This window comes from Clostridium sediminicola, from assembly GCF_050402865.1.
Taxonomy (GTDB): Bacteria; Bacillota; Clostridia; order Clostridiales; family Clostridiaceae; genus Clostridium_AF; species Clostridium_AF sediminicola.
In genome coordinates this window covers 45,599-70,206 of sequence record NZ_BAABMF010000015.1, presented here as the reverse complement: position 1 = coordinate 70,206, position 24,608 = coordinate 45,599, and the positions used below count along the sequence as shown (strand labels likewise).

Here is a 24,608-nt window from a genome sequence, read left to right as displayed (position 1 = left end):
ATCTATAAGAAGTGAGGGTGATTTCATGATAAACTATTCTTCAATGCAACTTATTAATAATAATTTGTGGTTCCATCATAGTATAGATAAAGCTCCTTTTGAATATTCCACCCATTTACATGATGGCTATGAAATATATTTCCTAATTTCAGGAGGGGCGACATCGTATATAGAAGGAACTTGCTACTCTCTTGTAAAAAATGATATTTTAATAATTAACACTAAAGAACTTCACAGGCTATTTATTAATTCTGATACTGTATATGAAAGAAAAGTTCTTCACTTCAAACCTGAAATTCTAAGTATTTTTGACTTTACTAAATATAATTTATTATCCTGTTTTGAAAACAGAAAATTAGGCCACAATAATTTACTTAAAGGAAATGATAAAACTTTAAAAGAAATTGATTATATATTAACCAAAGTTGAAGAATGTACTAAAGTTAACACTACTGAAAATCAGCTATTGGTAAAAACATACATTATCCAACTACTTATAGTTTTGAATAAACTCTATTCAGAGCAAGAGATAAGCCCTAATTTTATTCTAGATGATGGATTAACGTCAAATATACTAAATTATATAAATAAAAATCTTAGCTCTAAAATCACCCTTGATTTACTCCAAGAAAAATTCTATCTTAATAAGTATTATCTTAGTCACTATTTTAAAGAAAATACTGGCTTCACTTTGATAGAATATTTAACCTATAAGAGAATTATGAAAGCTAAGGAACTTATTTTAAAAGATATACCTATTAACCAACTTTCTATGACTGTAGGGTTTAGGGACTATTCAAACTTCTACAAAGCTTTCAAGAAAATCACAGGATTGTCACCTAGCCAATATAAGAAGAAAATTGGGTACGGTTCATAATACAAAAAAAACTGAGACTACCTCAGTTTTTTATTCTGAGACAGTCCCTTACTTACTATTCTTCAAATAATTTAGCTGTTTTTTTAAACCCAAAATCTTTTAGAACTCTTACAATAATTTCACCAATTTCTGAACTTTTAATTATTTCTTTATCTCCAATAGCTTTCAAAATACAAACGGTTATATTTTTGATATCTGACACATTAAAACATTCTTTAGAATCATCAGATGCACCTCTTATGGCTGACTTGATTTTATTCTTATTAAAATTCTGAATACTTCCATTTCTTTTGATTACCTTCACAATTAACTCCTCCTAAAACTTATATAATTATAATATGAAGAATTGAAACTAATTGGAATGAACTCTAAAAAAAATCATACTTCTCGTTTTCTCAATAGAAACAGAATAATTTATTACACATCTATGAATAATAATAACAATATTATTTATGATAATTTCACAAAATATAGAGGAGGAAATAATATGCCTAAAGATAGTCAAATAGATAAAAAGGAAGTAAGAATGGAAAAGTGTAATCATCAAGTTTCTTTAGCTAGTGAAGAAGGCAAAAATAATAATAGAACTATGAAAAGACATTCCTTAAAAAGAGAAGGAACCCAAAGTCCACACATTAATAATCAAGGGTAATATTTATAATTGCAACTCACAAAACAACTTATCATAAAGCAGCTTACTTAAAAATAAGCTGTTTTTATATTTTAAGCCCTTTTAATACTTTAACAATTTATCTTGCAAAATTGTAAGAGTAATGTAAGAAACATCTATGGTTAGTTTTTTTGATAGTAGTAAAATTAAAATAGAAATATATAAGTGTAAAAAAGTAAAGAAAGAGGCGATAATATGAAAAAAGTTATTTCAGGTCTTTTAAAAGGATTAGGTGTTGTTTTTATAATCATACTTATAGGATTTGCATTTTTAGTAATCAGTGGAGGACCTAGTGATCCAATTATACTAACTGAAGAGGAAGAAACAAAACAAAACGTAGAACAAATTTCACTTTATGCTAATAAGAATTTAACAGGTTTTAATACTACTGCTATCACTGGCGAGAAAATCAGCTCAGACTATTTTAAAGACTACAAAATAACTATGATAAACCTTTGGTATACTGGCTGTAGTCCATGCATTGCAGAAATGCCTGATATCGCCAAACTATACAATACACGTCCCGAAGGTAGCAACATCATTTCAATTTGTGTTGATACTTCTACTGAAAAGAAAGCCATAGATAAGAGTACAGTTAAGTTTGCCAATAAAGTAATGAAAGATGCTGGAGCGAATTTCTTAACACTCATCCCCGACAAAGTACTTAAAGAGGTATTAACAGACAATACAACTGTTTTCCCCACTACAATTTTTGTAGATAGTAATGGTAAAGTTGTTGGTGAGCCACACTTTGGAGCCCGTAGCGCAGAAGCATATAAAAGTGCAATTTTAAAAAGAATGTCATTATTGGAACAAGATTAGCAGGTAAATCATATATGTAATTTTCAAGTCAAGCTAGACTAAATCGTGTAATTAACTTTCAAGAAAATGAATGTTAAAAACCTTATAATTTTAACATTCATTTTCTAGAGTAAAACTTAGCTTTCCTTTACAAATTACATGAATTTAAATTAATTATCTAGAATTTTTAATAATTTGAATTTTCAATTTCCTTGTTAATGATTGTTTTGTTTTTTTCTTTTAATATAAAATTCCCCACTTGATTTTTCAGCATTTCTGCTTGACTTGAGAGTTCTTCACTAGCAGAAGCCGTTTCTTCTGATGTTGCTGAAGTAGTTTGTACAACATTTGCTATTTGATTTATACCACCATTTATTTGATTTACTCCAACAGCTTGTTCATTAGACGCTATTGCAATATTTCCTACTAAATCAGCAGCTTTTGAAGCTCCTTCAACTATTTTATTAAGAGCCTCTGCTGTATTGTAAGCAATTTTAGTTCCCTCTTGAACTTTATTAATAGAACCTTCAATCAATGCTGTCGTTTCTTTTGCTGCATTAGCTGAACGTGATGCAAGATTTCTTACTTCCTCGGCAACTACTGCAAATCCCTTCCCATGTTCTCCTGCTCTTGCTGCCTCTACTGCTGCATTAAGAGCTAATATATTTGTTTGAAAAGCAATTTCATCTATGACTTTAATAATCTTAGAAATATTATTTGAAGATTTATTAATTTCAGCCATTGATTGTAACATTTTCTCCATTTCTGTGTTACCTAATGTAGCATTAACTTTTGCTTCCTCCGTAATTTCTTTAGCATTTTGTGCATTTTGTGCATTTTGTTTTATCTGCGAAGCGATTTCTTCGATGGAAGCTGTTAGTTGTTCAACGGAACTTGCTTGTTCTGTTGCTCCTTGTGATAAAGACATACTTGAATCAGATACTTGATTTGATCCAGATGCCACTTGATCTGCAGCAATATTTATGTCTAATAAAATTCCATTTAGAGAGTTAATTATATTATTTAAAGAAGTTTCTATCTCTGTAAAATCTCCTTTATATTCTACAGTAGTTTCAACATCTAAATTTCCATCAGATATTTCTGATAGTATTTTAGATACTTCTCCTACATTAGTAGATATACTCTCTATAGCTGCTTTGAAAGAATCGTTTATCTTTACAAAATTTTCTCTATCTTCTTCAGTATATTTATCTGCCTCTGCAACATTAAAATTAAGAGTTAAATTTCCTTCTGAAAGTAAATCAAGATTATGTGCAAGTCTTTCAACTTCTGTTTTTTGATAATTTTTCTTTCTATGTTCTTCAGTAATATCTAATACGACTTCTACATGACCAGTTTTATCACCAGCTTTATTGTATAAATAAGACATAGCTGCAATATAGTTATTATCATTTTGATCAAATCTAGTTTTATCAAAGTTATTTTTTAATCTTGCAATCGAACACTTTTCAGTATTACATATATCTGCATTCCAATTAGAACAATGCTTTCCAATTACATCTTCTCTATTTACATCAAGGTGTTTTATTAATGCTTTATTCATAAATGTCCAATTCATGTCTAAATCAGTTACTGATATTGGGTTAGGTATTGAATCAAGAATACCTTCATACCAATAAATTTTTTCTACCACTGTATCTAAAGTTCCGTTAATGCCCTCAACAATTTCTTTATATCCACCATTAAACTTATTAATATTTCCACGCATTTCAAATTTTCCTTCAACAGCAGCATGAGTCAGTGTTTCAGTTTCATAAATAAGATTTCTCAATGTTTCTACAACTGACTTTATGCTATTCCCAAGTACATCTTTTTGAGAACTAGGTTTTACTTCTATAGAAAGATCTCCAGCAGCTATTTTTTCAATAGCATATGCATATTGTTTAACATTTACAACCATTTTTTCAAAAGCATTAGAGAGTACCCCTATTTCATCTTTAGACGCGGACTTGACACTTACATCAATATCTCCAACTGCAATCTTATTAGAAGCTTCCACTAAATTTCTAATTGGTTTAATATTTTTAGATATTGCAAAATAGCTTAAAGTAATCAATGCTATACATCCCAATACAAATGTAACAATTAATGCCCAAATTGCACCCTTTATTGGAGCCATCATCTCAGCTTCATTTATTAAAGATATGATTGCCCAACCATTAATATCTATTGGTTCATAGGCTAAATAATAATTGATTCCATTATACTTTACCTTTTTGACATCACTTCCTCCATTTAATGCTGCTGTTACATATTCCTTTAAAATTGGATCATCAGTTGCCTTTTCTTTTATTACTTTTTTCTTATCATCTGTATATATGTATGTACCATCTGAAGATACTAAAATATTTTTACCCTTTTTGCCTATTTTATGCTCTTCCATAAGCCCTGGAATGCTGTCTAAAGATATTTCAATACTTACCATTCCAACTTCTTTATTATTATCCCTTACTGCTTGTACCCCTGAAAGAGATAATTTGCCATTATATTCATAAGGTGATGTAAATGCAACCCCATCTGCAGCGTTTGCTATAGAATACCACGGTCTTGTTTTTACATCGTATTTCTCATCAGATACATCTCCTTCTGCACCTAAGAAAAAATTTCCTTCATAGTTAGCTATCCAAGCACCAGATATAGTACCTTCTGAATCCTCTAAATTTTTTTGTTTAATGTTACTAAGAGTTTTCACAACAAATTCAAATGATGGATGTGTTTTAATATCCTCTCTATTTTGAACGTCTTTTAAGTACCCTGATATTTCACTATTTGATATTGCTTGATTAGATATGATTTTAACTTCTTCAAATATACTAGCAACATCTTTAACTACCATATTAGATTTTAATGATATTAGTTCTTTTATATCATCTACTAACCTAGTTCTTGTATTGTTGTATATTAAAAATCCAGTTACTAAAAATATTATAAACACTATGATTGCAATGGTAACACTCAATTTCCTTGCTATACTTTTTCTGAAAAAATTAAACATTTTACTTCCTCCCCTTAAATCTCCCTTTGTTGTCCTTAATTTTTTTTAAATACTCTTCGTCATGTTCATGTCATAATGCTTCTCCTTTTAAGTTTTTTAATTCATTATTTAATTAAATTTTACAAAATATTATCATATTAAAAATTATATTACATTTTACCTAAAATTCCAACACTTAACTTGTATTAACATAAATGTATTTGAATATTTATGTAACTTAATTATAATGTTGTTATTTCAATATGATTTTCTTTGCATGTCATTAACCATAGTTTCTGAAACTGAAAAAATACCTGATATCATATTAACGATTTCAGGTATGCTTAAAAGTTTAACTATTAAAATTTATTTTGTTGTATTTTATACTAAAAAAACATATTTGCAATCTTTACACTTTCTCTAGCATCTTTTGCATAATAATCTGCACCTATCATTTCTGCATACTCTTTAGTCAAAACAGCTCCTCCAACCATAACCTTACAATTAATCTTCTCATCTCTTAAAGCTCTTATTGTTTTCTCCATATTCTTAACTGTGGTTGTCATAAGTGCACTTAATCCAACAAGCTTTATATTTTTTTCTTTTGCAACTCTTACAACTTCTTCAATAGGAACATCCTTTCCTAAATCTATTATGTCAAATCCATAGTTCTCAAGCATCATCTTTACAATATTTTTTCCAATATCATGTATATCTCCTTTTACAGTGGCAAGTATTATTTTACCCTTGGAAACTTTCTTATCATTACTATAAATTTCAAGCTCTTTTATAATTTTAAAAGCACTTTTAACTGTCTCTGCTGATTTAAGAAGTTGCGGTAGAAAAATTTTGCCCTTATCGAATTTTTCACCAACAACATCAAGAGCAGGCACAAAATACTCGTTAATAATTTCCATTGGATTTTTCTCTTTTAAAAGCTCCTTAGTAATTAGCGCCGCTTCTTCTTTTCTGCCTTCAATTATTATATCCTTCAGGTCTTTATTTACTTTAACCTTTTCTTCTCTATTAGCTTTTGTATCTCCATAGTTTTCAATGAACCTCTTTGCATCTTTATCTTCATTATATAAAACTTTAAAAGCATTTACAGTATTCATAATCTCCTTAGACATAGGATTTAAAATGGGAGCATCTAGTCCTGCTCCAAATGCAGCTGCTAGAAATGTACTATTTAGCAACTCCCTCTCTGGCAAACCAAAAGATACATTACTAATCCCTAGCACAGTTTTAACTTTTAGTTTTTCCTTAACAAGCTTGATTGCCTTTAAAGTCTCTATAACTTCACATTGCTGAGCAGATGCAGTAAGAACTAGGCAATCGATTAAAATATCCTCCCTAGGTATTCCAAACTCTTTTGCTCTTTTTACAATTCTTTCAGCAATCCTAAACCTTTCTTCAGCTGAAGACGGAATTCCGTTTTTATCAAGTGTTAACCCTATAATTGAAGCTCCATATTTTTTTACAATAGGAAATATACTATCCATGACCTCTTCTTTACCATTTACTGAATTAATTATAGGCTTACCATTATAAATTCTAACAGCAGCTTCAATTGCACTTGAACTTGCACTGTCTATTTGCAACGGAAGATTAATAATACTCTGTACTTCATATATAACATTTTTTATAACTTCAACTTCATTTATTTCAGGAAGTCCTACATTAATATCTAATATATCAGCTCCTGCATTAGTTTGATTTATAGCTTCATTAAGTATATATTCCATATTTCTACTTTTTAGTGCTTCCTTCAATTTTTTCTTTCCCGTTGGATTTATTCTTTCTCCTATTATAGTTTTTTTACCGTCTAAAATTACAGTTTTATTGCCAGAAGTTACTGCAGTTACACCTTTGGGATGCGTTTTAATTATCTTCACACCATGAACAATATTGCTTATCTTCATAATAAATTCTGGACTTGTTCCACAACATCCTCCAAGTATCCTAACGCCATTTTCCACCATAATTTTCATATTATTCGCAAACTCACTAGGACTTATATCATAAATTGTACACTCATCCTTAATTTGAGGAAGACCTGCATTAGGTTGAATCATTACTGGTACCTTTGAATATTGTAGAATCTCATTTACTAATGGAATAATTTCTTTAGGACCTAAAGAACAATTGATTCCAAATCCATCTATTCCAAGCCCCTGAAGAGTAATTATTGCAGTTTTGGGATCATTACCTATAAATGTTCTGCCATCTTCTTGAAAAGTCATTGTACATAATATAGGTAATGAACTATTTTCCTTAGCTGCAAGTACAGCTGCTTTAGCTTCATAAAGATCAGAAATAGTTTCAATTAAGATAATATCAGCCCCTGCCTTAACTCCAGCCACTATCTGTCTTTTAAAAATTTCATATGCCCTTCCAAAACTAATAGTTCCCATAGGTTCCATAAGCTGTCCAAGAGGTCCTATATCTAAAGCTACCCATTTTGCTCCAGATTCCTTTGCTAATTTTACTCCTGATTCTATAACCTCTTCCAGACTATATGGACATTCTCCAAGCTTTAATTCATTAGCTTGAAATGTATTAGTAGTAACAACATCTGCCCCTGCTTCTATATATCTTTTATGAATATTCCTAATTATTTTAGGGTGTGTAATATTATATATTTCTGGAATATCACCTAGTTTTAACCCCGAATTTTGAAGCATAGTACCCATTGCTCCATCAAAAACAACAAAATTTTCATTTAAATATTTTTTAAAGTCCACAATTACTTCCATCCCTTCTATAATAAACACCTTTTTCTGGCATTATATCTTTCATTTCTGTTCTCATTATTGTAGTAACTGATTTTCTCTGCACTGTATTATCTAATTTTAGGTTGTATGTTTTTTAGAATTTCTCTTGCTATTTCCGGTTGATTCATCGTATATATATGCACTCCATCTACTCCATTAGCAATAAGATCTATTACCTGCTCAGCTGCATATTCTATTCCTGCTCTTCTTAAACTATCAGGATTACTCTCATATTTATGCAAAATCTTTATAATCTTTGATGGCAAAGATGCGCCACACATAAATATCATTTTTTGCACCTGTTTCTTGTTAAGTATTGGCATTATACCTGCAGAAATAGGTACTTTTACGGAAAGCTTTTCTTTTAAATTTAAAAACTTATAAAAAAGTTCATTATCAAAAAATAATTGAGTTATTAAAAAATCAGCGCCTGCATCAACCTTTTGTTTAAGATGTATTGAACTAATTCTCAAATCATCACATTCTATGTGTCCTTCTGGATATGCCGCCGCACCTATAGAAAATCCTCCGAACTTTCTTATATCTTTAATTAAGTCTGTCGCATAATTATATTTTGTATTACTTTTCAAAATAATTTCTTCTTGAATATCACCTCTCATAGCAAGAATATTTTCAATGTTATTGGTTTTTAATTCTTCTATTTTTAAAGCAATTCTTTCTTTACTTGATCCAAAACATGTTAAATGAGCAAGTGCTTCAATTTTATATTTATTTTTTATCATTGATGCAATTTCTACTGTTTTATCACTTCCTACTCCACCGGCCCCATAGGTTACACTTATATAATCTGGATTTAAATTTGCAAATTCTTCCACAGTATTATATATTGTATCAACATTACATTCCCTTTTCGGTGGAAATATTTCAAATGATATCACTGGTTTTTTCTTAGAATATAAATCCTTTATATGCATATAAACCTCCTTCAACATTTACTATTTCAAAACATGATTTTTTTAACATCTTAGTCCCCCTTTTTAATTCAAAAGCAAAAGCCTTCTTGCAGATAATGCAAGAAGGCTATATTTACAGCTTCTATTCTTATCTGTCAGGTAATAACCTGCTGGATTTAGCACCTTCGAAGTTTCCTTCTGGTTGCTGGGTTTCATAGGGCCAGTCCCTCCACCGCTCTTGATAAGATTCTTATTTATTTTATGTATTTAATTATATAATTGTTAAATCATAATGTCAATATTTTTTAAATATCTTTTGATTTTTTGAAATATTTTTCGAATTTTCTATATTACTGATTCTTATAGAAGTACATTTTCAAAAATAATAACATTGTTAAATTAAATAAAACACCTTACTTCAAATTTTTTATTATTTGAAAATAAGGTGTTTTACTATTTGTTTTATTATTATAAAGCATCAAGTTTTTCGTTAATTGAAGTCAAATGTTCATTCATATGTTCTAAGATCGACTCAACTGCTGTTTGAGTAGCCTCTTTATCTTTTGATTCTATAGCTGATTCTAACTCACTCCATGGATTTGCAGCTCTTTCTTCTTTAGATCCATGACCTAATTTACCCATTTTATTTCCTAGCTTTTCTCTTAACTCTTCTCTAGTGATTTCTCCACTTTCTACTTTTTCTTTAATATCATCAATCTTTTCTTTCATACCATCATGTGCTGTATTTATTTCTGTTCTAACGGTTTCAATTTTTTCAGCAACACCAGGAATTAATTCTTCAGCTTTTTTAATTATTTCTCCTTCTGTTTCTTGTCTTTCAATTCTTAATGCTTCTCTATCTTCTCTGTTTTCAAATCCACCTTTAAGGCTTCCTCTATGTTCCATAGTAACTCCTTTACTAATGTCATTCCATAGATTTGTAGATGTAGCTCCTGCTGCAAAAGCAGTTGATGCTCCCAATACGCTTAATGCAATTGTTCCTGGAATTATAAGTTTCTTAAAGTTATTCATTATTTCACACTCCTTTGATTTCTATTTTGTAAGTATTTATCTTATGAGATAATATTACTAATAAAATATCAAGGAATTATGAAGAATTTTAAATTATAAAATCTATATATTTTTTAGATTAAACCATATTATCTAAATCCTATGGGCTATTTTAAAGTAATTACATTCATAACATCTATTTCATCAAATAATCTTCCATTATTTTTTGACTTTTTACTATGAAGCATTATTTTTTTATCAGATGGACTCCATGCAACAGGCATATAATATTCTCCAGCAGAAATCAATGATTTTTTCTTTGTTTTTACATCTACTACATTAACCCCTTCATTCCCTTCTCCATTTGATATATAAGATACCTTTGTTCCATCATGAGACCAAGTTGCACCATATATATATCCTTCAGCTAATACTTCTCTTTGTGTTCCTTCTAAATCTATCAATACCAATTCATTTACATCTTTCTCAAGATTTGATGTAAGCATTAGAAGTTGTTCTTTATTAGGAGATAGGCTAATAGTTTGAACCTCATCTTTAATCAATTCTTTCTTTTCTTTTGTATTAATGTCATAAACGTTTAATTTATCATCATCATCTGCTCCCCGATGTATGGTTATATAATATATTTTATCTCCAACTTTCATTGGATTTGTGATGCTAAGTCCATTTAATGGATCTTCCTTTCCCATTACTCCACTTTCTACATCTTTTATTTTTGTTATAGTTCCACTAATATTTACAATAGCAAAACCTTTAATACTGCTACAAGGCATAATTAATTCTTCATCATTAATCCATTGAGCTTCACTTAAATCATACTCATCTATAGAACTATCTGAAATTTTAACTTCTATATTATTTTTTAAATTTACAATATACCCTATACTATTCTTTTCGTATTGATTTCTATAAAACATATGTTTATTATTAGGTGAAAAAATTGCTCCATCTTGGAATTTTGATTGATCCCCAATACTTCTTTCTTCTTTAGAATTTAAATCTTGTAAATAAAGATTTTTCACTTCAAAATCACCAATCTCAGTTTTTATTGGTTCTAATTCTTTGTTTTCTTTTGTGATTACTACTTTATTTTCATCGAACCAATCATATCCTGTTACACCTTCATAAGTATCTATTTTGGATGCAACAACTTGAGTTGCTAAAATATCTTGTGTATTTTTTATTATTGTTACCTTGTTATCCACCTCTGCGTGGCTAATAGTTGCAACCAAAGTGCTAACTACTACAGCACTACCTATTAAAGCACCTACTACTACATTTCTTTTTTTCATTTTTCAATTCCTCCTTATCTTCTATAAATATACTATACAATATTGATTTTTCGAAAGTATATCTATTTGTTTCCGAACTGTAAACTTTTCATTGGAAAAGAAATTAAAAATGTAGTTCCTTTTTCTTCTGTATCTAATAATGAAATTGTTCCTTTTTGTTTTTCTATCAATTCTTTTACAAGAGGAAGACCTAATCCTGTTCCGCCATGATCTCTCGAAGGATTTTTTTGGACTGTATAAAAAGGTTCAAAGATCTTATTCCTTGCTTCTTTTGGAATTCCAATTCCTGTATCTGCTACTTCTATAAATACTTTTTCATCCTTTGTATAGCTATTAATAAATATTTTTCCTCCAAGGGTATTATATTTTATGGCATTGTCTATTAAATTAATAAAAATATGCATTAAGTTTTCTTTATCACCTAGAATAAAAGCGGATTGCAAGCTTGTTGTTAAGCTAATATTATACTTCTGGGCTTTTCCTTTCATTCGGCTACAAATTTCTTCAAGTATCTCTTTCACATCTATTTTTTCACATTGAAATTCAAACTCATATTTTTGTAATGAGGATAAGTGTAAAATCTTCTCCACCATATCATGCAATCTTTGAGTCTCTTTTACGATGTTCACTTTTGCATCTTGTAGCAATTTAGGATCGTCTGAATAGATATTTAATAGATCCATATATGTTTTTATAACGGTAAGAGGTGTTTTGAATTCATGAGTTATATTCCCAATGAAAGTTCTCTGTTGCTTTTCTAATGCTTTTAATTTTTGTACTGCCAGGTTCAATTTCTGTTGTTCTTCTTCCATTTCTTTAATGTTTTTTTCAATTTGACTGCTCATATAATAAATTCCTTCACTCAATTCCCCAAGTTCATCATTTCTTCTAAGAGGAATAATATTATTATATACGCCCCTCTTAATATCTAATGTATCATTTTTGAGTTTAAAAATACTTTTTGAAAATGTATTAAAATAAAAATATGCGACAATAAAAGTAAATATAAATACAACCGTACCTATGCTGATAAAAAGGGATTTTATGTTATTATAAAAATCAATACTTTTTTTAAGGGGATAATAAAATTTAATGACTCCTATTTGGTCCACATTATGGAGCGGTGCACAGTATTCTATATAATTTCCTACAGTTTGATATGCTATTTGATCCTTTAGGGCATAGGAAAGTATATCTTCAACATCTATTCTTGCATTATACGGCATAGAATCGACTATTTTTTTCCCATTCATATTATAAATCACAGTATGCATTCCATTTATTGAAGTTAATTGTGATACAATTTCTTGTGACCTTTCTTGTAAAAATTTCTCTCCTTCTTTTATTGATTCTGTGAGATACATCTGATGAATATATGTATTTGCAATTTTAGTTTGTCGTGCTAAATACATTTCATGATCTTTCTGTTGATTGTTTCGTATTCCTCTCAATACAAATATGCTGAGTATACTCACTGTCAAAAGTAAAAGAAGTGCTAAGAATACACTGAATTTTATCTTTATACTAACCTTCATAAACTTCTCCTATAGCTTTATATCCTACTCTATATACTGTCTGTATTATATTTTCATAGGGTTTTTGTAGTTTTTTTCTAAGTCTCTGAATGTGAATGTCTACCGTTCTAGTTCCCCCAATATAATCCATTTCCCAAATTAAATCTAAAAGTTCTTCTCTTGTATATACTCTATCTAGATGTGATACTAAAAGAGCAAACAAGTCAAATTCTTTAGGAGTCAATTCCAATGCTTGTTCTTTAATAAGGACTTTTCTTTGTTTTAGAATAACTTTTAAATCTTTTATTTGAATATCTGTGCCTTCAGATTCATTAGAATTTTTACTTAATCTTCTAAGTAGTGACTTAACTCTTGCCATTATTTCTCTTATATCAAATGGCTTTGTTATATAATCATCAGCCCCTAATTCTAAACCTAATACTTTGTCTACAATATCATTTTTTGCAGTAAGCATTACAATCCCTAAATTTTCTCTGTTGTCTAATTTCCTGCATACATCAAATCCACTCATTTTGGGCATCATTACATCTATAATCATTATATGTGGGTTAAAATTTTTTATTTTACTTAATGCTTCTTCTCCATTATAAGCCGTTTCAACACTATACCCTTCTCTTCTAAAAGCATATGCAATTAAATCCGCAATACTTTTTTCATCATCTACAATTAAAATTTTTTCTTCCATGTACTCATCATCCTTTCTAACGACTAATCATACGTAAACTTAATCTATATATCACAGTATACTACATTTAATTGAAAATCAAAAAGCCCTCACCTATTATTAAGGGGAGGGCAATGTATTAATCTAACTTTTCTCTACCAGTTCCATCAATTTTAATTCTATAAGTATTATCATCAAAATTAGTTGTATAATAAATCCATTCTTCTGATACATTGAAATTATCAACACCATACGAATTAACTTTACTTCTATTTAATCCATCTAACCTAATTCTATAAATACTTTTGTCTTCTGTTATGCTTAAATATTGTACATTATGGTTAAATAATTCCAAAATAAGTTCTAAATTATTCCAAAACTAATTACTTTTAACTCAATCACTTTATTATTTATACTTACAAGATTCTAATACCTTTTCCAAGTCATCAGTCAGTGCAGTAAATTCCTTTGCATCATCACTTCCCTCTTTGTATGGAAAGTCAAATCTTGGTGTGTAATAGTAGGTATAATCCCCGTTAGAATAGGCCACTTCTGGACCATCAGAAAGCATACCATCTGCAACATCAATTTTCATTATTTCAGGACTTATCTCATATTCGTCTGGGTCTATAGTAATATGATAAAAAGTTATTGTATTTTGTGACACTTTATATGAAACTTTTCTAACCCAATTATTTGGAACAGTGACAGTATAATTTCCACTACCAAATAGTATGGTGGTATTATCCACGACAGTTCCTTTTGGTTTTGTGCCTATATTTTTTGATTTAATTTCATCTTGCCAAGCTGATTCGTCTATTAACCAAACAGATTGCAATACTATTTGAATATCATCATAAAATGCTGAAAATTCAATTGCATCAGCACTTCCTTCTGAATATGGAAAATCAAATCTAGGTATATAATAATAAGATTTACCGTCTATTTCCATAAACACTTCCCCATCAAAACTATCTCCACTATTTGCCACATCAATGTGTAGTAATTCAGGGTTTAGCTCAAGTTCATTTTTATCTTTCGTTATATGGTATATAATCGTTGATGTTCCATCCATCACATAAGATACCTTTCCAATCCAATCAGTTATTATTGGTACTTCGTAGTTTCCCTCTTTGTTATACAACTTATCAGAATCTACAATATCTCCTTTTTGAGATGTTACTTTTGGTTCTTTATCTGCTACTGGTGGTACTTCTTCTTTTGTTTCTTGTGTTGATACATCTGATGTTTTTTTACCTTCTTCTTTAGATATCTCTCTTTCGTTTTTATTACATCCAGTAAATGATGGTATTAATAAAACAGCTCCTAATGCAATTGCAATTAAAATTTTATAGCCTCTCATTTTCCTTCCTCCATATACTTTTTATTCTTTATTAAACTCATGTAACCAACCTTTATATAATAGAAAATCCATACTTGTAAATAAATGCCTAATTCAATTATATAAGGTATATACTTTTTTTACATGTGCCAAAAGTTATATTTTCCAGAAAATTTTTATATACTTCTATTTATAGATATCTGAAAACTCAACAAACATTTTTTTTACAAACTCTTCATCATATGAATCTGAATTAACATTATTTAAAATCACCTTTTCATCACAATTATATTTCAAAGGAAGTTTAATTATAAATTCTGCTCCATTGCCATATTCACTTTCTACATTAATACTGCCTCCATGCATTTCTACAAGGGATTTTGTTAGAGCAAGTCCTAATCCAGTTCCCTCATTCTCGCGAGCAAAGATATTAGAAACTTGTTTATATCTTTGGAAAATTATATCTTTATGCTCTTCTTTCAACCCCATACCATCATCATTTACAGTAATAATCACATTTTTCTCATCACTATATATATTTATAGTAATCTTTCTTTCAGTATGTTTTATAGCATTGGAAATTATATTTAACATAATCCTCTCTATCATATCAACATCACATTGAGTAATTATCTCTTCAGCATCTGTATCAAATATTAGATTAATATCTTTCGAATTAGCATAGTCAGCCACTGAAATAGCAATTCTTTCTATAATGTTTACAATATTATAGTTATAAAAATGTGGCTCATAAAAACCAGCATCAACTTTTGTTGTATCAATTAAATTATTTACCAATCTTAACAATCTCAAACCACTTTGCCTCATAGATTTCAAATGCTTTGAAATTTTTTTCTTATTTAAAATCCCATCATTCTCCAAGTAGTATTGAAAAAGTTGAATTGCTGATAAATTAACATTAAGAGGCGTTCTAAGTTCATGTGACATATTTGCTATAAACTCGCTTTTGTTTTTAAAAGCCTTTTCTGCCTTTTCTTTTGCATCCTTTAACTGCCTCTCCATCAACTTTCTATCCGTAATATCAGTATGGGTTCCTATAAATCTAAGTGGCTTCCCTTCATCTGTCCACGAAATTATTTTTGCCCTATCCATAATCCATTTATAAGAACCATTTTTTGTTCTAACCCTGTATTCATCTCTATATTCCGGGATTTTTCCTTTTATATATCCTTTAAGGATTTTCAAGTTTCTTTCTAAATCATCTGGATGTATACGTTTTTTCCATTCAATTAATTCATTTTTTATCTGACTTTCCTCATATCCTAGCATTTCCTTACATAATCTAGAAAATACAACTTCATCTGTTACCAGATTCCAATCCCATACCCCATCACCAGAACTATCTAAGGCAAACTTCAATCGCTCTTCGCTAATTCTCAACTTTTCCATATTTCTCTTGTTCTCTAGAACCTCTTTATTAAGCTTATCATTAATTTCTTGAAGTTTTTTTGTTCTATCTTCAATTTCCTTTTCTAGCTTATTTTTGTATTTAATATTTTTTTTCTCTGCTCTCACACGTTCAGTTACATCATTAATAATTGCATAGAGTACTCTTTTACCATTCTGAGTTATTGGTCCACAGTGCGCTTCTATATCTCGAATTTCTCCATTTGCTAATTTATGTTTGTAAAAAAAGTGATTTTCATTATTAATTATTGAACGATTTATTTCATAGTCCATTTTATCTTCAGAAATTATATTTAAATCAGTAATTTGTAGCTGCAACATATCCTCATAACTATATTGATAAAAATCACAAGCAGCCCTGTTTGCATCGATTATATTTCCATTGTCAGAACCAATTATAAGCATTATAGAATGATTATTTTGAAAAAATCCATTATATAAGTTATCCATAATTAAAACGCTCCTTAATTTTATGTAAAGTTTATCTATAGTGCTTCCACCTTGATATTTAATTTATACATGTTGAAAACGTCAGTGTACTAATGATTTGGGGACTTGTATAAATTATTATTTAACTGAAATATATATATATATTACCATAATTTGCGATAAATATTAATTGTTTTTATATTTTTATTTATATTTCCATTAAATTTGTTCTACCCGTAAAATTTACTAATCCGAAAAATGTAAGCAGTGTATAAAATTACAGTAGATGAATGATATAACCAGAATTCATTAACATTATTGAAAATAGAATTATAGATTTAGATTACTAAATATTAAAGCTTTGAAATATCAAGGTAGAGTTAAGTTATAGCCGTGACTAGTTTCTCAAATATACCTCGAGTAATCCTATTATTTTATTTGTAATTACTATATAATCAAACTATAATTATTATATGGTTAAAATATAGAAGAGCGTAGAAAGGACTTAGAATAATGGAACTTGGTTGGAAAGTTTGGATAAAAGATAATGAATCAAAGATATTTGGAAAAGGTCCTAGATCCCTTTTGGTGAAAGTAGAAGAACTTGGTTCCTTAAGAAAAGCTGCAATAGCTATGAATATGTCTTATAGTAAGGCATGGAATCTTATTTCTAAGATGGAAGATGTTCTTGGGTTTACTGTTTTGGAAAAACAGATTGGCGGTGTTTCAGGTGGTGGCTCTACACTTACTAAAGAAGCTAAAGATCTTATGAAGAAATTTAATAATTTTGAGTTTGAAGCCCAGAAAACTCTGGAAAAAATTTATAAAAAATACTTTTGATTTTTTATACTGTAGATAAATTTTTTAACACAAATTTATCTACAGTATTTTCACCTTCTTATTTGAACATGCCTTATTCTGCACAAAAGCACAATCTATTCATTTTCTCTAAATATGCAACACCAGCTATTGTAGTACCATAAAATATGACATCCTTATTTAAATTCATAAAATTTGTTACAGTACCGTTTACAATAGTACTACCTGTAACTAGTATAATATCAGCCCAATCCAACACATCCTTAAAATCTTTTTCTCCGTCTTCAATAGTAACATTATACTTTTCTTTTCCAATATTATTTTTATCTAAATCTAATGCCCTTATATCAAAATCTTTTCTTAGACGATCCAAGATAGCTGGTTGAAATCCAACTAATCCTATTTTCACATCACCATAAGCCTCCTTTATATGCATCGCATATTTTTCAGCACATATTTCTGGAGACTCATTTTTACAATGAATTGTTTTCTCTATTAAGCCTAAATATTTTAATGTAGCATTTAAGACTGCTATAAATATGGCTCTATTTTTATTGTTATTTAGTTCTAAATTTATAACATCCTTAATAGTCCCTTTAAAACTACTTGGTTCATTTGTAAAAGCTTGACCCACACAACCTTCAAAATAAGCATTCATAAGAACTTCTTTTCCAGTTAGTATAGGATAATCTGTTCTTTCTGTAGTTCCAATAGCTTCAATAGGTTTCAGTGATTTTGTTTCAATCATAATAGTTGCATTTTCTAAATTATTATTTTTAACTAAATCATAAAATTTATCCTTTAATGCTAAATAAAATTCCATTAATATCTCTCCTCTTTTATATAACAAATTTATCAAGTAAATAAGATTTTGGTTTTTCAAGAAATTCATCTTTTTCCTTAACTTGTAGCAATTCACCATTAAGCATGATTCCTATCTTATCTGCTAAAAACAAGGCTTCATCTAAATCGTGAGTAACATGAATTATTGTGGTTTTAAAATTTTTATGAATTTTTTTCAATTCTTTTTTTAGCGATTCTTTATTTAACTGATCTAATGCACTTAAAGGCTCATCTAAAAGCAGAATTTTAGGTGATATAATCAAAGCTCTAGCCAAAGCAACTCTTTGCTGCTCTCCCCCACTCAAATTTACAGGATATCTTTTTAATAGATGCTCTATTCCTAGCAGATGAACTAGTTTACTTAATTCTCTTTCTATTATTTTTTTATTTATCTTTTTAATTCTCATACCAAAGATAATATTATCTTTTACAGTCATGTGAGGAAACAATTCATATCGTTGATATACAAAACCAATTTCCCGTTCTTCTGGGGGAAGTTTTAATAAATCGGAACTATTAAATAATACTTGTCCTTTTGTTTTTTTATATAATCCCGCTATTATTTCTAGCATAACAGTCTTTCCGGCACCACTAGGGCCTAATAATACAAAATATTCTTCATCCTTAATATCTAGATGAATATTTTTTAATTGAAATTCTCCTAATTGTAAATATAAATTATTAATATTTAACATTTATATAACCTCATTATTGGGTTTAACCATTATTTAAATTTTAATTTTTTTTCTACTGTTTCAAACAATACATAAGGTATCATGGATATAATAATTAGAATTGTTGCTGTTGCAATTGCTAAATCTAAATCTCCTGTAGAAATATTTAAAAATATAGCAATTGGCATTGTTTCTGTTTTAAAACGCGTTGCACCAGCTAGCATAAGTACTGCACCAAATTCTCCAAGGCCTCTTGACCAAATAATCACAATAGTTGATATTAATCCTTTCTTGCATAAAGGCAATGTTATATAATAAAAAGATTGTAGTATATTACATCCAAGTGTTCTTGCAATAAACTCCATTTTGAAATTCATTTCATCAAAAGTGTTTTTTAACATTTTTATCATATATGGCATATTAACAAAAACTTGTGCTATTACAATTCCTTTAACTGAAAAAACGAAATCCAAACCATATTTGGATAATAGTTCACCAAACAAAGTGTTAGAAAAAAATAATAACAAAGCAATCCCAGACACCATGTGAGGTAATGACATGGGTAAATAGACTAATAATAAGATACATCTTTTCAGTGGAAAGTTGTATCTTGATAACCCATACGCTGTAGGTATTGAAAAAAAACAACAAATTAATGTGGAAAAAAAAGATGTTTTAAAGCTTAGGCTTATAGACATAATGATTTCTTTATTTTGTATAGCAGTCTTCATGTGTTTCAATCCTCTTAAAACAATCAATGCAATAGGAGTAAAGCTAAATAAAGTTACAATAGTTAAAAACATTATAATTATGAAAAAGAATACTACTTCTATCTTTCTTTTTTTCATAAAATCAGCTGCTTTCTTTAATTTGATACTGGTGGAAATCCATATTTTTCGAATATTAATTTTCCTTCAGCTGAAGATACAAAAGTTACAAACTCATTTGCCAAATTTATATTTTTCGAATTCTTTAATGCTCCTATAGGAATAGTTTCAACAGAATTTACTTCCTTAGGTATTTCAATTGTTTCAATTTCTTCTATCTGCGTTGCTAAGTCTTTAGTAATAATGGCAACATCTGCGTCACTCATCTTTAAATGGACTCCTAATTCATTAACGGTTGCAGTTTTTGCTACAACATTATCATTTATGCTATCTAGTCCAGATTTTTTTATTATTCTTTGCGCTGCCTTACCAATGGCATTAGCCTTTTCATCACCTAAAATCACTTTAATTCCTGGTTTTGTCATGTCTTTTAAGCTTTTAATATTAGCAGGATTGCCTTTTGGAACACCAATTATGGGAATATGATAAGCTACTAATTGGCTTGGCAAAACTAAACCTTTATCTATAGCTACATTATATGAATCCTCAGAGCCCACAATAAGTATATCTCCTTTTTTGCTTAATTCTATTTGTGAAAGTAGTTGAGCTGAACCTCCTAATATGTACTCTACTTTGACTTTATGAGTATCTCCGAAAATATTTGCAATTTCATTCATTGGTTTTTTTAAGCCTGCACCACAATATACTAATAAAGTTGGTTCTTCTCCTTTTGTGTCTATATTAACTACCTTGTCCTCAACTTTATTATTCACACTCTTTGTCCCACATCCACTAATACCAACTAACAACATTAATATAAAAAAATAACACATATTTTTTCTATATTTTTTCATAAAGAATCCCTCCTAGAAATCGTTATGTTTTTAAAAATATAACCATATCAAAAAAAATAAAATCAGATTCTATTTCGACAACATTATACCATTTAATTTGAACAATGTAAATAGTATCCAATTAAAGAAAAATATAATATCATCACCTGTCCTCTTTTTATAATACTGTGAGCTCATATAAATAAAATGTTGAACATAATGCTCTGTTATTGCAGCTATTTTAACTATCATTATTTTACCGTTTATGTTGATTTCATATCATATCTATATATATTGGTAAATTGACTATCTGTAGCCCCCACTATTCCTGATTTTATACCAAAACCTGTTATCATTAAACCAGTGCATGTGGCAATTCCTATTATAGTCATAAAAAATCTCTGCTTATATCTAAATATATTTCTTGCGGTAACTTTTTTTGTAAAACTTAGTCTTTTCCAAATAAATGTTACTCTTTCTAAAAAGATTAATTATTGTAGTTTTCCCTGCACCGCTGGCGCCTATAACCACAACAAATTCACCCTTATCTATTGAAAATGAGACGTCATCTACTGCTTTTACCTATATTTCTCCCATAGAATAAGTTTTCTTAACATTTTTCAGTTCAATAAAATTCTTCATTACTTTTCTCCTCTCTTGTGTTTTAACCACACTATGGTAATGTTACAAAAAGTAATTCAGTCTAACTTACTTTTTGTGTATTAATAATACTAAATAATATTACTACATTACAGGTGATGTGAGCTGTGGTGGGTATAATATTCCGTATTAATTTTTACCTGCATTTTAAAATGTATGACAAACAATATTCTATTGACTTAACTATTAATACGAGTATAATAAAGGGAAATACAGTATATACACCGATTTTACTTATGCTTTTCTTTTAACCAACGTATGTCATACACTTGTCTTATCATTTGTTTTTAAGTCATACAATATACAGAAAAACTACTATTTATATATTATATGAGGGGGGGGTTATTATAAAACAGTATTATTTCCGTCTACTACGCTTAATTTTTGGACTTTTTCTTTATGCATTAGGAATCGTCATTATACTAAATGCACATATTGGATACGCACCATGGGAAGTTTTCCATGTTGGATTTTCAAAAACAGTAGGAGTAAGCATCGGAACTGCTACAATTTTAACAGGTTTACTAATTGTAATAATTACTGTATTACTTGGAGAAAAATTAGGACTTGGTACAATTTTAAATATGTTTCTTATTGGAATATTTCTCGATTTAATTTTGGTATTTAATATATTACCAGTGGCCAACAATTTCTTCTGGGGCATTATAATGTTAAATTTAGGATTGTTTGTAATTGCTTTTGCCTCATACTTTTACATCGGATCTGCCTTTGGGGCAGGTCCACGGGACAGTTTGATGATTGCACTTACAAGAAAAACAAGACTGCCTATCGGTATTTGCCGTGGATCAATTGAGCTTTTAGCAGTACTTTGTGGCTGGAGACTGGGCGGCATGGTTGGTCTTGGAACAATAGTATCAGCTTTAACAATAGGTTTTTGTGTTCAGACAACCTTTAAGTTACTTAAGTTTGATACAACAGTAATCCAACATGAAACATTAAGTGATACATATAAAATGCTTTTTAGTATAAAAAAATAACAATCTTTTGTTTTAAAAAGTGTGCTCAAAATTGAGCACGCTTTTATAACAATGAATAGCTTAAACTAAAGCATTTTCTAACCCAGAATCACTAACAAAAACTACACTAGCAGATACTAAATTAGTTATTTTAACCATATTCTCAATTTCAATATGATTTTCATATATAGGCATTCCCATTATATGTAAATCAGTATGAATTGATTTAATAACTTCATCAAATTCACCCTTTAGAACCATAACCTTAGTATTTAGAGGTAGTCTTCCATCTTCAATAAATTTACTTAAATGTTCCTGTTCTTCCTCAATTTCAGATTGGTCCTGAACAATTCTACATAATGTTAAATTCGAATTCCAATTTTTACTCAATTGTATAGCACTCAAAACTGCTAAATTATTATTAGGACTCTTATCTCTAAGCCACAAATTTATATTTCTTTTTTGTCCAAAGCTAAATTTCGAGTCAATATGCAGACACATCAACCCCATTTTTGTGTAATTTCTACTTTTAAATATTTCTTCGAGCTTTTTTTGTTTTTCTTTATCATAACTTAAAGTAAATAGAATAATATTTGGAGATAAGAATATACTTGATAAACTTTGTAATACAATTGGTAATTCCTTATGAAATTCTCCTCCATTTATAACAATTTCTTGAGCAAAAAGTTTTTCTTCTCTCAAAGGCTTTAAAACTTCATTTCTCAAATTAATAGAATTAATATTATCGTTGTTTTCATTTATTGTTAAATAATATAATCTACCAGAATCATATATTAAACTTCTAATAAAATCTGTAATTCTTTTAAAATCCTCTGGATACTCTACTGGTGCAATTAACGATGGCTTCCAAAGCTTTGGATGATATGGCATTGACATGGATTTTTGTGCTGCCCATTCTGCTAATGCCATAAAAATACCACCTCTAACATCTCCCCAAGATGAGCTTATATTCCTCTTTTTTAAATTATAATATATTATTGTCATTATCAGAATAGTAATTACAGTAAAAAATTTATTTATTAAAAGCATACTAAATAAACAACCACTAAATCCTATTATAGGAACTATAATTGATACTGAGAAACTTGGTCTAAAACTTACAATACCAAGAATTTTTTCTATAAATACAACAAGGTTAATCATTGCATATGTAGTTAGAAAAAATAAAGTAAGTAAAGTTGCTAATCCATCTAAATTACCAAAAAAAAGTACCACTAACGATAATAAGGATGAAAAAACAATTGCATTTTTAGGTTCTCCTTTACTTGTTTTTTTAGCAAAAAAACTATAAAAAGGTGTGCTTCTATTTTCTGCGATAGCTGACAATGTTCTTGGTGCACTTACAAGTGTAGATAAGGCTGAAGATAACACTGCTCCCATTATTCCTGCAACAACAGCAGTTTTTGAAAAACTCAAATTAAGTATTATCATACTATCATCTAACAAAGCATTTATTGGCGCTTTTATAACAAATAAATAGGCAACCAATATGTATATAAAAAGACCTGTTATTACCGCTCCTAATGTACCTTTAATAATGCTGCTTCGTGGATTTTGAAGTTCACCTGACATAGTTGCTCCTGTAAGTATACCCGTAACTGCCGGAAAAAATATTGCAAAAGTCTGCCAAAAGCTCGCTTCACCAAAAGAACCTACCAATTGTAAATTTGAGTTACTTGAAGCATTACCAAACACAAAAGAAATCAAGGAAATTATAACTATAGCAAATATAAAATATTGCACTTTAAAAGCAAATTCAGTACTATACATAGATAATCCTGCCAAAATAATCCATGCGATAAATGCAATTAATAGAGTAGAATGATTCGGAAAAAAAGTTCCCCACAATTCAGTAAATCCAGTAATATAAAAAGCTACTGAAATAGCTTGTGAAAAATATAGTGGAATTCCTATAGCTCCACCCATTTCCAATCCCAAAGATTGAGATATAATCGAATATGCCCCTCCTGCACCTATTTTAATATTTGTAAGCATTGATGACATAGATAAAGTCGTGGCAATAGTAATCAAATGTGCAATTCCTATTATTGCCAAAGCTCCCATCAATCCCGAATTTCCAACTATCCACCCAAGTCTAAGGTATAAGATTACACCTAATACAGTTAATAAGGTTGGAATATATACACCTTCTATGGTTCTTAATCCTTTATCTTTTGCCATAATATTTCTCCTTTTTCAAA

General features: G+C 29.2%; 22 protein-coding genes, 1 pseudogene and 1 riboswitch. Of the genes and pseudogenes, 5 read left to right on the top strand and 18 right to left on the bottom strand.

The window, feature by feature from the left end; genetic code table 11:
- Nucleotides 1–25 precede the first annotated feature (25 nt).
- Nucleotides 26–877 carry an AraC family transcriptional regulator gene (locus ACQ3F0_RS19790; protein ID WP_428867414.1) on the top strand — a complete coding sequence of 284 codons (852 nt, stop codon included), beginning with the start codon at nucleotides 26–28 and terminating at the stop codon, nucleotides 875–877.
- A gap of 55 nt (nucleotides 878–932) precedes the next feature.
- Here ACQ3F0_RS19790 and ACQ3F0_RS19785 read toward each other — a convergent pair whose 3' ends face one another.
- A complete protein-coding gene (locus tag ACQ3F0_RS19785; RefSeq protein WP_428867413.1) occupies nucleotides 933–1,181 on the bottom strand; it encodes an ATP cone domain-containing protein in 249 nt (82 codons plus the stop codon).
- A 183-nt stretch (nucleotides 1,182–1,364) separates the two neighbouring features.
- On the opposite strand from ACQ3F0_RS19785, the gene ACQ3F0_RS19780 reads away from it, so the two are divergent.
- A complete protein-coding gene (locus ACQ3F0_RS19780; protein WP_428867412.1) occupies nucleotides 1,365–1,529 on the top strand; it encodes a hypothetical protein in 165 nt (54 codons plus the stop codon).
- Between the two features lie 213 nt (nucleotides 1,530–1,742).
- Nucleotides 1,743–2,369 carry a TlpA family protein disulfide reductase gene (locus ACQ3F0_RS19775; protein WP_428867410.1) on the top strand — a complete coding sequence of 209 codons (627 nt, stop codon included), beginning with the start codon at nucleotides 1,743–1,745 and terminating at the stop codon, nucleotides 2,367–2,369.
- A 166-nt stretch (nucleotides 2,370–2,535) separates the two neighbouring features.
- Here ACQ3F0_RS19775 and ACQ3F0_RS19770 read toward each other — a convergent pair whose 3' ends face one another.
- The 10 genes from ACQ3F0_RS19770 to ACQ3F0_RS19725 form a co-directional block, all read right to left on the bottom strand.
- Nucleotides 2,536–5,364, bottom strand: coding sequence for a methyl-accepting chemotaxis protein (locus ACQ3F0_RS19770; RefSeq protein ID WP_428867408.1), 2,829 nt, complete (start codon nucleotides 5,362–5,364; stop codon nucleotides 2,536–2,538).
- Nucleotides 5,365–5,729: 365 nt separating this feature from the next.
- Nucleotides 5,730–8,087: a homocysteine S-methyltransferase family protein gene (locus ACQ3F0_RS19765; protein ID WP_428867406.1), complete on the bottom strand. Its 2,358-nt coding sequence runs from the start codon at nucleotides 8,085–8,087 to the stop codon at nucleotides 5,730–5,732.
- A 98-nt stretch (nucleotides 8,088–8,185) separates the two neighbouring features.
- Nucleotides 8,186–9,052, bottom strand: a complete 867-nt coding sequence (gene metF, locus ACQ3F0_RS19760; RefSeq protein WP_428867405.1) for a methylenetetrahydrofolate reductase [NAD(P)H] — start codon at nucleotides 9,050–9,052, stop codon at nucleotides 8,186–8,188.
- A 124-nt stretch (nucleotides 9,053–9,176) separates the two neighbouring features.
- Nucleotides 9,177–9,279, bottom strand: a riboswitch (SAM riboswitch).
- 220 nt (nucleotides 9,280–9,499) lie between these two features.
- A complete protein-coding gene (locus ACQ3F0_RS19755) occupies nucleotides 9,500–10,063 on the bottom strand; it encodes a hypothetical protein (RefSeq protein ID WP_428867404.1) in 564 nt (187 codons plus the stop codon).
- 146 nt (nucleotides 10,064–10,209) lie between these two features.
- Nucleotides 10,210–11,355, bottom strand: coding sequence for a TolB family protein (locus tag ACQ3F0_RS19750; RefSeq protein ID WP_428867402.1), 1,146 nt, complete (start codon nucleotides 11,353–11,355; stop codon nucleotides 10,210–10,212).
- A 62-nt stretch (nucleotides 11,356–11,417) separates the two neighbouring features.
- A complete protein-coding gene (locus ACQ3F0_RS19745; RefSeq protein WP_428867400.1) occupies nucleotides 11,418–12,890 on the bottom strand; it encodes a sensor histidine kinase in 1,473 nt (490 codons plus the stop codon).
- Nucleotides 12,880–13,575, bottom strand: a complete 696-nt coding sequence (locus tag ACQ3F0_RS19740) for a response regulator transcription factor (protein WP_428867398.1) — start codon at nucleotides 13,573–13,575, stop codon at nucleotides 12,880–12,882. The genes ACQ3F0_RS19745 and ACQ3F0_RS19740 overlap by 11 nt, the downstream gene beginning before the upstream one ends.
- A gap of 118 nt (nucleotides 13,576–13,693) precedes the next feature.
- Nucleotides 13,694–13,909 carry a DUF5050 domain-containing protein gene (locus ACQ3F0_RS19735; RefSeq protein ID WP_428867396.1) on the bottom strand — a complete coding sequence of 72 codons (216 nt, stop codon included), beginning with the start codon at nucleotides 13,907–13,909 and terminating at the stop codon, nucleotides 13,694–13,696.
- 51 nt (nucleotides 13,910–13,960) lie between these two features.
- Entirely contained in the window at nucleotides 13,961–14,917 is a 957-nt protein-coding gene (locus ACQ3F0_RS19730) for a hypothetical protein (protein ID WP_428867394.1), read from the bottom strand.
- A gap of 165 nt (nucleotides 14,918–15,082) precedes the next feature.
- Nucleotides 15,083–16,774, bottom strand: coding sequence for a sensor histidine kinase (locus tag ACQ3F0_RS19725; RefSeq protein WP_428867392.1), 1,692 nt, complete (start codon nucleotides 16,772–16,774; stop codon nucleotides 15,083–15,085).
- A gap of 492 nt (nucleotides 16,775–17,266) precedes the next feature.
- On the opposite strand from ACQ3F0_RS19725, the gene ACQ3F0_RS19720 reads away from it, so the two are divergent.
- Nucleotides 17,267–17,593, top strand: a complete 327-nt coding sequence (locus ACQ3F0_RS19720) for a winged helix-turn-helix domain-containing protein (protein WP_428867390.1) — start codon at nucleotides 17,267–17,269, stop codon at nucleotides 17,591–17,593.
- Nucleotides 17,594–17,666: 73 nt separating this feature from the next.
- On the opposite strand, the gene ACQ3F0_RS19715 is transcribed toward ACQ3F0_RS19720, so the two are convergent.
- The 6 genes and pseudogenes from ACQ3F0_RS19715 to ACQ3F0_RS19690 form a co-directional block, all read right to left on the bottom strand.
- The gene (locus ACQ3F0_RS19715) at nucleotides 17,667–18,395 is read right to left on the bottom strand and encodes a Rossmann-like domain-containing protein (RefSeq protein WP_428867389.1); all 729 of its coding nucleotides are present in this window, start codon (nucleotides 18,393–18,395) and stop codon (nucleotides 17,667–17,669) included.
- Nucleotides 18,396–18,411: 16 nt separating this feature from the next.
- Nucleotides 18,412–19,110, bottom strand: coding sequence for an ATP-binding cassette domain-containing protein (locus ACQ3F0_RS19710; protein WP_428867388.1), 699 nt, complete (start codon nucleotides 19,108–19,110; stop codon nucleotides 18,412–18,414).
- 29 nt (nucleotides 19,111–19,139) lie between these two features.
- Nucleotides 19,140–19,937, bottom strand: a complete 798-nt coding sequence (locus tag ACQ3F0_RS19705) for an ABC transporter permease (RefSeq protein ID WP_428867386.1) — start codon at nucleotides 19,935–19,937, stop codon at nucleotides 19,140–19,142.
- Between the two features lie 17 nt (nucleotides 19,938–19,954).
- Nucleotides 19,955–20,770, bottom strand: a complete 816-nt coding sequence (modA, locus tag ACQ3F0_RS19700) for a molybdate ABC transporter substrate-binding protein (RefSeq protein ID WP_428867384.1) — start codon at nucleotides 20,768–20,770, stop codon at nucleotides 19,955–19,957.
- A gap of 242 nt (nucleotides 20,771–21,012) precedes the next feature.
- Complete coding sequence (locus tag ACQ3F0_RS19695; RefSeq protein WP_428867382.1) at nucleotides 21,013–21,141, bottom strand: hypothetical protein; 129 nt, start codon at nucleotides 21,139–21,141, stop codon at nucleotides 21,013–21,015.
- A 91-nt stretch (nucleotides 21,142–21,232) separates the two neighbouring features.
- Nucleotides 21,233–21,391: pseudogene (locus ACQ3F0_RS19690) on the bottom strand (ATP-binding cassette domain-containing protein); the annotation flags it as partial.
- Between the two features lie 287 nt (nucleotides 21,392–21,678).
- Between ACQ3F0_RS19690 and ACQ3F0_RS19685 the strand changes: the two are divergent.
- The gene (locus tag ACQ3F0_RS19685) at nucleotides 21,679–22,407 is read left to right on the top strand and encodes a YczE/YyaS/YitT family protein (protein ID WP_428867380.1); all 729 of its coding nucleotides are present in this window, start codon (nucleotides 21,679–21,681) and stop codon (nucleotides 22,405–22,407) included.
- A gap of 60 nt (nucleotides 22,408–22,467) precedes the next feature.
- Here ACQ3F0_RS19685 and ACQ3F0_RS19680 read toward each other — a convergent pair whose 3' ends face one another.
- Entirely contained in the window at nucleotides 22,468–24,588 is a 2,121-nt protein-coding gene (locus tag ACQ3F0_RS19680; RefSeq protein WP_428867379.1) for an amino acid permease, read from the bottom strand.
- Nucleotides 24,589–24,608 lie beyond the last annotated feature (20 nt).